This window comes from Candidatus Poribacteria bacterium (assembly GCA_021295755.1).
In the GTDB taxonomy this organism is placed as follows: Bacteria; Poribacteria; WGA-4E; order WGA-4E; family PCPOR2b; genus PCPOR2b.
The window spans coordinates 3,398-13,514 of sequence record JAGWBT010000149.1 but is presented as its reverse complement, the minus strand read 5'-3'; the positions used below and the strand labels follow the sequence as shown (position 1 = coordinate 13,514).

Sequence of the window (10,117 nt, the reverse complement as noted above, 5' to 3'; positions counted from 1 at the left end):
AAGGATTCTTGGTGGTCTGATATGGACAAATCTGGCGGGCAGGCGTTGGATTGGGGTGTCCACGCAACCGACTACTCACGTTTCGTGACAGGGTTGAACGTTGAGCGAGCGCAAGCGTTCTACTGCCAGCGACCATCGTATCACAACCCGCTGACCTCGTCCTTCAACTACTGTTTCTCCAACGGAGCGACGATGACGTTGACTTTCGTTTCGGCCGCGCCTAGTTTTCGGGCGGAACCGTGGTTTACAATCTTCTACGAAGGCGGACATCTGGCGGTCTACGGCTACGACTCGATCGAAGTCGATGGCGAAACGGTGTATCAAGCGGATGAGTTCGACCCATGGTTTGAGCAGGACCGCGTTTTCATTGAAGCCGTGCGGGCAAACAACCCCAGTCTCTTGCTGAACGACTATCACGATGGGCTTTTCTCCTTAGCCCCGGTACTCGCAGGCTGGGAGTCTGCGCGTCGAAATGGGGAATGTATTGATGTACCGTCATTTATGGAGAAGAAGTAAGAAGAAGCAAAGCATCCGCGAATTAACACGAATCTATGCAAATTAAAAAAGACTAAAGACGGGCAACCACAAGGGTTGCCCCTACAGCCTGCCCAAAGCTTGAAATGTTCGGGCGGGGAGTATGTCAAATGAGCGAATCGGTTTTGTTGCACGGTTTCTTAACACGAGCCAGAATCACACATAAATGAGGCAGCCAAGCATGAGAAAACTGACTGATAATATCTTTTTTGTGGAAGACACATGCAGCGTTTATGGGATTACCATAAATGATAAGACACTTCTGATTGACTGTGGGACATCTCCGACGAAACTTGAGCAACAGGTTGATCAGGTGTTACTCACCCATTTTCATCGGGACACCTGTTCCGCGGCAGCCCACTGGAAAAGGGGTGGTGCACAGATTGTTTTCCCATTTGCGGAGAAGCGTTTCTTTGAGGAGACCGATATCCTCAAGGCGTCCTACGATATCTACGACAACTACACCTCCTACTATCCCTGCTTTGGTCCTTTGGAGGATATTGCGCCGGATCAGTACGCGCACGACTATGAGAGCCTGTCATGGGAGGGGATTCGTTTCGATGTGATTCCGCTGCCGGGGCACACCTTCGGCGCGGTGGGTTATCTTTTCGAGTTAGACGGGAAGCGGATACTCGCCTGCGGGGACCTGATGTCGGGCAGTGGGAAAATTCGGGACTATTTCTGGAGTCAGTGGAACTATATGGACTTCCAGGGGCATATCAATCATCTGGAGAGTCTGAAGACTGCTGCGGAACTTAACGTGGATCTGGTTCTGCCGGGGCACGGCGAACCGTTTGAACCAACGGAGGAGTCGTTTGCCGAATTACAAGCGGCGTTGGGGGAACTGTATGAACTCTTCCATGCCCAACCCTATGAACAGTATCGCCCCGAATTTCGTCAAATCACACAGCATGTATACGAAATTACGAACTCTACTGCCACCACCTATATTGTCCGGGATGATGAGGGACACGGTCTTTTTATCGACTGCGGCTACACCTCCAACGCGCCTATCAGCGCCAATCCGCACCGCTATATTGACCATCTATCGCCTTATCTCGAAACGGAGTTGGGGATCCACACCGTCGAATGGTTTCTGCCGACCCACTACCACGACGACCACCTCGCCGGTTACCCGATGCTGCAAGCGCGTTACGGGACGCGGGTGGTGTCGTCTCCTGAGCTAAAGGACCTCCTAGAACACCCAGAAAATTACGATATGCCTTGTGCGGTGCCGCACGGAATGAAGGTCGATCACGTCGTCGAACGAGGCGAGGCTTTCCGGTGGCGCGGGATTGACTTTTTCGTAGAGCAGCATCCGGGACAAACCTTTTACCATCACCTCATCTGGTTCACGGTGGATGGACAGAAATTCCTTAGCGTGGGGGACAATATCTCTGGGCTTTGCTTCCGAGAAAACAGGGACTTTATCCACTCATTCATCCCCAAGAATCGGACGCCTGTTTCGAGTTATCGCGATATGCCCCAACAGATTCTCAACGCCGATCCAGATTATCTTTTTACCGGACATGGTGGTTGTATTTCATTCGATCGAGCGAAAGCGGAGCGATGGGTTGGTTGGATGGACCGGTGGACGGATCTCTTCACGCATATCCTCGATCAACCGCACCCCAATATGGGAATGGACCCGCATTGGGTGGAGTTTTATCCCTACAAGGTTCGCATCCAGCCGGGAGACACGGTGACGTTCAAGGTCAATATCACCAATCACGAAGCGGAAGCGCGGACGTGCACCCTTCGGTTCCGTTCGGTTGACGGTGTGCAGCTTTCTCCGGGGAGGATAGATCTCCAAGTTGCCGGGGAGGCCAATACCACCTGTCAGGTGGAGGCAACCTTCCCAGAGCGGTTTACCAGCCACGCGCTTCCCATCGTGGCGGATGTCACATGGAATGGGGCACATCTCGGTGAGATTGCTGAAGCTGTTGCTTATTGGTAAAATCGCCCCACAATAGGGCAACCACAAGGGTTGCCCCTACTGGAATGGTTATCAGATCGCACAAGGAGCAGTGGTATGACACCCTCACACATTAATCCAGCGCAACACAAACAACTATTCCTCGACGATCACGCCATAGCAAGCACCTCCAACGTGAGCCGGACGTTGCATCAGCCAGATAAACACGGTCCTATTCTGAAAGCCGATCGTTCGCGTGAGCAGGTGTATGTCCAGAGCGGAAACGCGCCGCAATGGAATTCTGAAAAAGGGATCTGGGAATGGTGGTACGATGCACATTATGCCATTCCACCCGGCGGGATAGCAGGCACAGAAAGCAGTCGTAAGCATTACGCAACATCAACGGACGGGGTTCATTGGGAAACACCTTCACTGGGGCTTTACCAACGGCAGGGATCAAAGGACAATAACATCGCCTACGACTCCAAGCTAGAATTTCTGACCCGTCGAGGCGTCTACAACCCGCCGGAGATTACTGAGAAGCATCTTTATCATGTCATTCGTGATGAACGCGATGATGATCCGCAGCGTCGCTATAAGGGACTGTTCAGCGATACACGCAACATGGGACGATTGCCCGGCGTTTCGCCGGACGGTTTCCGTTGGACCTTACTCAATGTGCCTCCCGTCCCCAGCGAAGACACCTCAAACCTCATCTATGACGAAATTAGTAACCGGTATGTCGCCACTGTGAAACAGCGCACGGTTTGGGGACGGTCTCTTTGGGTTTCAACTAGTGTGGACTTTGTGAACTGGACAGAACCGAAACTGGCTCTGCATACCGACGAAATTGATCGGGAGAATGGTTGTTGAAAACCCTGCATATCTCACACCGCCTGTTCTGGAAGACACGGATTATATCGCTCAACTCTACATGATGCCGCTGATGCCTTATGAGGGCGTGTACATCGGTTTCCCATTACTGTTTAATCCTGCTGGTCCTGACCTCCCGCAGATGAACCATTGCGGTATCAATCAGGTAGAACTGGCGGTGTCTCGCGATCTGTATAACTGGGAGCGTGTAGCAGATAGGGGAGTGTTTATCGGGGTTGAGCCGTGGGACGGGATAAATTACGGCACCACTCAGGTCGCTGTGTGCAGTCGTCCCATCGTGCACGAAGACCGCGAGATACGGATTTATCATAATGCCCACCGCTTTCGCGGTCACCAGAGCATCTATAGCGAAGACTACGCCGAATATTTTAACGATGCGGGTGCGCTGCACTTGTCAATACTGAGGCTTGATGGGTTCGTTTCTCTCGACGCGGAAGAAGAGGGCACGGTTGTCACAGAACGATTCACCCTAAACGGAGGGGATCTGTATGTCAATGCAGATGTCCCAAGTGGAGAACTTCGTGCCGAAATCCTAGATGCGGAGATGATGCAACCGCTGCCGGGTCTATCTGAAGGCGAGAGTCTTCCCCTCAACGGAGATCATTTGCGTGGGAAACTGATGTGGAAAGATTCGCCTCGCTTAGTCAGCGAAAAAGCAGTGCGCCTCCGCTTCATATTGCGGGGTGCGAAGCTGTATGCGTTCTGGCTGGAATGAAGGAAAGGCTCAATTCCCCGCGTTTGACCAATCCGATAGGATAACGGCGGCGGCGTTATGTCCCGGTGCGCCGGTCACCTCACCGCCGGGGTGTGTGCCTGCACCACAGAGGTAGAGATTGGTGATAGGCGTTCGGTAATGCGCCCAACCGCCGAGCGGACGTTGGGCGAGGAATTGGCTCGCAACGATATCGAGGTGACGGATGTTGCCGTCGGTGAGACCGACCCGTCGTTCAAGGTCAATGGGTGTAAACAGTGACCAGTCCACAATAATATCCCGCAGATTCGGTGCGTAGGTAGAGAGCGTATCGATCAACGCTTCACCGACCTCCTGCCGCCGTTCATCCCACGTTCCCTCCCGTAGATGGACGGGGGCGTAAAGCACCCAGATCGACATGACATGGTGTCCCGCCGGTGCCATCGTTGGATCGTATACGGACGGGATCTGCACCTCCATCACGGGCGCCCGTGATGGATCGCCACGTTTGGCATCTTCCCAACTACCCTCATAGTATTCGATGGACGGACAGATCTTGATCTCCGACAGGTAGCGCGGATCGAAGTCTCCGTTGAAGTAGGCGGAGAAGTCGGGGAGGTCGTTGAGCGCGGCGTGAAATTTGAGATAAGCGGCGTTCGTTTTCAACCGCGTTGTGCTTTCCACAAAGTTGGGACTGAGGTGTTCGCGTGGAACGAGTTTGAGGAAGGTGCGTTTGGGATCTGCGTTGGAGACAACGATGCGGCTGCGGATCTCCGTCCCGTCTGCCAGGACGACGCCACAGGCTGTCCCATCTTCAACGATGATATGGTCGATTGTCGCACCGGTTTGTAGGGTTGCACCGCGGGCGCGTGCGGACGCAGCCAACGCCTGTGTGATGCCTCCCATCCCGCCTTTGACGATACCGTTATTTTCGGGTTTGGTGAAGTTGCCGCATTTAATGAAGGTGTAAGCCCACGCGCTCCCCGGTGCATTGAGGTCGCCGGCGTCTTGGGCTTGGGCATACGCCCCCTGCATCGTCTCTGACTCAAAGAACTCGGTCAGCACGTCTTTCACGCTTACGGTGAGCAGGCGGTCAAAAAACATTTCATCGTCGGTGCCGCGCAACCGTTCGGCGATTTCGCTGATTGTGGGCGGTGTTGTCAGAAAGTATGGGTAGATAATGTTTGCTGCTCGCTTCCAAAAATCTAACCATTTCGGAAAGTTTTCTGCATCGTGGCGGGAAAACTGGGCAATCTCTTCTTGGGTGCGTTCCACATCGTCCCAAACGAGTAGGCGTGAGCCATCGGGATACGGCTGGAAGCGCGAAGGGTCAAGATGATAGACCTCAAAGCCGTGCTTCCGCAGCTCCAGTTCTTCGATGACCTTGTTCTGTAACAGATGGCAGATATAGGAACAGGCGGAAAATCGGTAGCCGGGAAATAGTTCCTCGGTCACACATGCCCCACCGAGAAAGTCGCGCCGTTCCAGCAGCAGGACATCTAACCCTGCCTCCGCTAGATACCCGGCGGCAACTAAGCCGTTATGCCCACCGCCGATAATTATGACATCGTGGTCTGGTGTCATTTTTGCTCTCTTTCTGGGTAATCCGATCAACATTTGGGTGTCAAGATGTGAATCTCGACCTACAGGATACTGAAGTAAAATTTATGGCATGGGCAGCGGGATTAATGGGTGCGTCGTGCTAGGAAGTAATCCGCATTCGCACCGAGCTTTTGTAGCAGCGGCGTTGTTATCTCATCCAATTTTGCGATAGTCTCCGGAGATAGGGAAAGCGATGCGACATGCAGATTCTGCTCAAGTTCCGACAGATTGCGGGTGCCGACCAACTCACAAGTGATGCCGGGCTTTGCGATGGTCCAAGCGATTGCGAGCCGAGCCATAGGAACCCCCTCTGCTTCGGCAACCTTTCTGATGCCCTCAACGGCGGCGAACATCTCCTCCTCTGCTCCTTCCTCGCCATGACCCGCCCTTTCCCGATCTCCACGAAACTGCCGAAACCGTGCATGGACAGGTGGAAGTTCCTCCGCTGTCTTATACATGCCGGTCAGGAGTCCTTGCAGCAGCGGCATATACCCCAGAATCCCCATCCCGTTTTTCTGGCATAACGGCAAAATCTCCAACTCAATCGCCCGTGATAGGAGATTGTAGCAGAGCTGGTTCACATCGAGTTGAACGCCGGTGGCGAGGGCTTCGGATAGTTGCTCTACACCAAAGTTGCTGACACCAATCGAGCGGATCTTGCCCTCCTCCCTCAACGCGTTCAAGGTTGCGAACGCATCCTCGACGGAGTGTTCTGTGATGGGCCAATGAACGATATAGATATCGATGTAATCCGTTTGCAGTCGATCGAGGCTGGCTTCGCAATGTTCGCGCAGCACTGTGGGTTCGGTATTGTTCGGACTGATCTTGGTGGCGATCACCGCTTCATCTCGCCGTCCCTTTAACGCTCTACCGACCGCCTCTTCACTCCGCCCTTCATTGTATCCCTCGGCGGTGTCGAAGAAGTTGATGCCGTTGTCGAGTGCGGCGTGTGCCACAGCATCCACATCCTCTTGCGCTTGGGGACCCCAGTAGTCCCCGCCGCCATAAGACCAACCGCCGATCCCCATCACGGAGATTTCAATGCCGGATTTGCCGACTACTCGTTTTTCCATTTGTCGTTTCCTCATTTAGATTGCGGTTATTTCCACACATGTCGCCCCGCTGGGGCTTGAGCACATTTGGATCGCTGGTATTCTATATACATGCCGCCCCGCTGGGGCTAATGAAGGATAAACGTAATTCGTAATACGTAAGAACAAATGGAACGCAGATCTGCGTTCCCTACGAAGAGTCAGGCAAGTCCGAGCGGAACCTTCCGTTTCACGGGAATCCCGATCGAATCGGGACGTGACCGGGGATGCCCGACCTACGGAAATGGGGGCAGGTTACGGCACACGGTGTGCGCCTGCTACCATTGATCCAAGCCCAACAATTTTCGCCCTAGTGGAGACAATTCTGCTGTCTGACCTGTTTGATGCTCCTTCTCGTTTCGGAGTTCCCACGTCGTTATACCGGTGACCTCTATCACCAGTCCCGCTAGGCGATCCCGCCACGCTTTAATGCGATGGTTTCGTGCGTCCTCGTCATATCCCTGCGATGGGAACATGGTGATGTACTGTACCACGCGTGGGTGATGCGCTGTGTTGGAACTGCTGCCGTGGGGCAAGGCACTGTGCCAGATGATGAGATCACCCGCTTTTCCAGGGATCGGTCGCGCTCCGAGGCTTTCCAGATCTTGTTCACGCGGATTCGCCTCGGGCGGTAGATCTTTCAACCATGCCTCCAACTGCCGATGGAATCCCGGCACGCAGGTGAACGCGCCTTGATCGGCTGCGGTGTCTGTCAGGTATAACACACCTTGAACCCAGAACTCGATTGGTGGTTCCAATTGAGTATCCCAGTGAAGTTTGCCGGGGTGTTTCCAATCGGGTAGCTCTGGCGGGTTCATGCTAGCGCGATCAATGCTTACCCACAACTGCTCAGTATCCCAAATCTCCGCAAACGCTTGATGAACACGAGGATACTGTCGGTTGTCCCACAGTGCCTGATGCTGATACATCTCCGTCATGATGGTAGAACGAGGCGGGTCGGGATACCAGCTGTCCGGATCGTCGAGCTGCATCTCCAAAAAATCCCACACAGCTCGCTCGGCAGCTTTGAGGTTTTCGGGTGGAACGGCGCTGCGAACGACAACGTAACCGTTTTCCTCCCAGAATTTTTGGTCTTCTGCCGTTAAAACAGGCATCTTTTTATCCTTCCTGACTCCCTTAGTTGATTATGTTGGGTTTCGATAACGCTCTACCCAACCTACGGGGGCTACTCCACGCCCATCATTTTGGGCAGGCACAAGACCTGCCCCTACATTTAGTCAACTTCTGTAGGGGTTGGGTTTCCCAACCCGCCGGTCAACGGGGTATTCCTCTTCACGTTTCACGCATCACGTTTTATTCGATTGTGGTGGCCTCCAGTTTCTGATGTGCTTTTGCCAAACGCGCTCTACCTCACCGCGAATGGCTTGCACATCTTTCCATCGGTCTGGAAATACTGACAGTGTATAGCCCATCGCTCCCTGCTCTGGACAGACAAACATCTCTCGACCCGGCGTTGCCGCTTGCAGCCAGACTTCGATGAGCCGATCCGCAAACTCAAGCCAGTCCAAGAACTCCGGCGTGAACTCGCCATCGTGACCGAGCGCGGGAATTTGGCAGTGGTGTCCGTTAAAGGGACGGAAGTGAAACTGCTGGGCGAGCTGGATCAGGTCGACCCGTTCTGCCAATCGATCCCAGTATGGCGGCGATAGGTGCTTGATAATAGCGGGGTGTGAGAAATCCCACGTCATCTTTAGAGGGCGTCCCTCCGCCTGCTCAAAGCCTTCTGCGAGGGCGTAAGCCTTCTCCGGCGTCTCGGTACAGGTGTCGCGGTGGACCTCAATGGCGACATCCATCTCCAACCTGCCTGCGGTTTCCATGACTTGGCGTGCCCGCGTTAGTGCTTCCTCTGTCGAAGTATCGTGGTCGAGCATCTGCACGTTGACACAGACCGCACCCACTTCTTTGATTTCCCGCAGTTTTGGCTCAACCTCAGCTGCTTGCCCTATATCTACAGTCGCTGCGAACAGCAGTCCGTACCCTTGGACATGCTCGGCGGTGACGACCGGCACCCGACCGAGAAAGCCGTCGAATCCGGCATTTTTTATCTCCTGTAGCTTCCGATCCATAGACCATTCTTCATCCGCGTCGCCATAGTCTGTCAAGGTCCAGAGCGTTGCCATGTGTCGAATCTGCGGTGGGTTGATTGCATTTGCCATATCATTTTCCTCCCAAGTCATAAGTGAAAAGTGACGAAGACCTCCAGCGGCATGTATTAAGGTTTATATGGATCTATGAAACCAGATACATCGCTCTCTGTTTATTCACAATCTACAACGGATTTTTTCGATTGAATTGTAAGTCTCGAAAGGATATACTAAAGCAAATTTTCTGTCAAGAGATAAAGCATTCTGTCGAGATATGAATCTCGACCTACAGACCGAAATCAATCTGATGCGCGTTTAGGCGATGTGGATAGGGAGGCGTAACATAATGCTCACGCAAGAACAGATCAATCACTTTCAAACCTTCGGATTTCTGACTTTTCGGCAGTTGTTCAGTCAGGACGAACTGAAGACCATCAACACGGAGTTTGAAGCGGCAATGACGGAGGCGTTTCGAGATGACCCATTTGATGGCACACGCCGACATTGGCTGATAACGATGGGACCCGATACGCCCTTCCTCGCCTCACTACTAGAGGACCCACGATTCTGCGCTGCGGCAGAACAACTTTACGGCGAAGATGTCTTCGGTATTGCCTCCGACATTAACCGTTACGTCGGGGATACGCGCTGGCATCCCGATACAGGAAGCCTCCATCAGTACGGCGTCAAGTTTGCCTACTACTTGCAACCGGTGACTGCGGAAACTGGTGCGTTGCGGTTGATACCGGGGTCGCACGAGGCGTCCTTTCACGGGGAATTACGGCAAAAGATGGAGGAATTGGAACTCGAAATCCCTGATGTTCCCGCTTACATCTTTGAATCAGAGCCGGGGGACGTGGTTGCTTTCGATGTACGATGCTGGCATGCGAGTTGGGGTGGTGCGGTGGATCGCCGGATGTGCGTCTTGGTTTACTACAACAACCCAAAGACGCCGGAGGAAGCAGAAGTGACTCAAAAACAGATTATTGGCAACGGGGTTGACTACGGCCCGTGGGTTGCCAATGCCGACGGGCATCCGAAGCGCCAACGGTGGATAGAGCGAATGCGAGAGTTGGCACCTGACGCGCTCTAGTCCTATATTCGGATTTAGTGTATTGTCGAGTATGGAAACTCGACCTACAAACTACTTGTGAACAAATTGAGTTCATGGGTTCACTAGTTCATTAATCACGCCAATGAACTCAAGACTTATGCAAAGTTAGCACACGGGGGTAGGATTTTTGATTTTTAACCCCCTACCCCAACCCCCTAAATCCCCCTTGTC

The 10,117-nt window shown here is 53.3% G+C and carries 9 protein-coding genes; 5 read left to right on the top strand and 4 right to left on the bottom strand.

The window, feature by feature from the left end; all coding sequences use genetic code 11:
• The 4 genes from J4G02_18960 to J4G02_18945 form a co-directional block, all read left to right on the top strand.
• A partial coding sequence (locus J4G02_18960; protein ID MCE2396618.1) for a hypothetical protein occupies positions 1-516 on the top strand: 516 nt, incomplete at its 5' end.
• 199 nt (positions 517-715) lie between these two features.
• Entirely contained in the window at positions 716-2,491 is a 1,776-nt protein-coding gene (locus J4G02_18955; protein MCE2396617.1) for an MBL fold metallo-hydrolase, read from the top strand.
• Between the two features lie 75 nt (positions 2,492-2,566).
• On the top strand, positions 2,567-3,322 hold the full coding sequence (locus J4G02_18950) for a hypothetical protein (protein MCE2396616.1): 756 nt from the start codon (positions 2,567-2,569) through the stop codon (positions 3,320-3,322).
• The gene (locus J4G02_18945; protein MCE2396615.1) at positions 3,312-4,058 is read left to right on the top strand and encodes a hypothetical protein; all 747 of its coding nucleotides are present in this window, start codon (positions 3,312-3,314) and stop codon (positions 4,056-4,058) included. Before J4G02_18950 ends, J4G02_18945 begins: the two co-directional genes overlap by 11 nt.
• Positions 4,059-4,067: 9 nt before the next feature.
• On the opposite strand, the gene J4G02_18940 is transcribed toward J4G02_18945, so the two are convergent.
• The 4 genes from J4G02_18940 to J4G02_18925 form a co-directional block, all read right to left on the bottom strand.
• Positions 4,068-5,618 carry an NAD(P)/FAD-dependent oxidoreductase gene (locus J4G02_18940; GenBank protein MCE2396614.1) on the bottom strand — a complete coding sequence of 517 codons (1,551 nt, stop codon included), beginning with the start codon at positions 5,616-5,618 and terminating at the stop codon, positions 4,068-4,070.
• Between the two features lie 101 nt (positions 5,619-5,719).
• A complete protein-coding gene (locus J4G02_18935; protein ID MCE2396613.1) occupies positions 5,720-6,709 on the bottom strand; it encodes an aldo/keto reductase in 990 nt (329 codons plus the stop codon).
• A 296-nt stretch (positions 6,710-7,005) separates the two neighbouring features.
• Positions 7,006-7,842, bottom strand: coding sequence for a phytanoyl-CoA dioxygenase family protein (locus J4G02_18930; protein MCE2396612.1), 837 nt, complete (start codon positions 7,840-7,842; stop codon positions 7,006-7,008).
• Positions 7,843-8,034: 192 nt separating this feature from the next.
• Complete coding sequence (locus tag J4G02_18925) at positions 8,035-8,904, bottom strand: xylose isomerase (protein MCE2396611.1); 870 nt, start codon at positions 8,902-8,904, stop codon at positions 8,035-8,037.
• Positions 8,905-9,178: 274 nt separating this feature from the next.
• Here J4G02_18925 and J4G02_18920 point away from each other — a divergent pair, with 274 nt between their 5' ends.
• The gene (locus tag J4G02_18920; GenBank protein MCE2396610.1) at positions 9,179-9,925 is read left to right on the top strand and encodes a phytanoyl-CoA dioxygenase family protein; all 747 of its coding nucleotides are present in this window, start codon (positions 9,179-9,181) and stop codon (positions 9,923-9,925) included.
• The last annotated feature ends 192 nt before the right edge of the window (positions 9,926-10,117 follow it).

Bases quoted from the DNA above. Each gene is read 5' to 3' on its own strand.
- J4G02_18955 (MCE2396617.1), top strand. From the start codon at position 716: ATGAGAAAACTGACTGATAATATCTTTTTTGTGGAAGACACATGCAGC.
- J4G02_18950 (MCE2396616.1), top strand. From the start codon at position 2,567: ATGACACCCTCACACATTAATCCAGCGCAACACAAACAACTATTCCTC.
- J4G02_18945 (MCE2396615.1), top strand. From the start codon at position 3,312: ATGGTTGTTGAAAACCCTGCATATCTCACACCGCCTGTTCTGGAAGAC.
- J4G02_18940 (MCE2396614.1), bottom strand. From the start codon at position 5,618: ATGACACCAGACCACGATGTCATAATTATCGGCGGTGGGCATAACGGC.
- J4G02_18935 (MCE2396613.1), bottom strand. From the start codon at position 6,709: ATGGAAAAACGAGTAGTCGGCAAATCCGGCATTGAAATCTCCGTGATG.
- J4G02_18930 (MCE2396612.1), bottom strand. From the start codon at position 7,842: ATGCCTGTTTTAACGGCAGAAGACCAAAAATTCTGGGAGGAAAACGGT.
- J4G02_18925 (MCE2396611.1), bottom strand. From the start codon at position 8,904: ATGGCAAATGCAATCAACCCACCGCAGATTCGACACATGGCAACGCTC.
- J4G02_18920 (MCE2396610.1), top strand. From the start codon at position 9,179: ATGCTCACGCAAGAACAGATCAATCACTTTCAAACCTTCGGATTTCTG.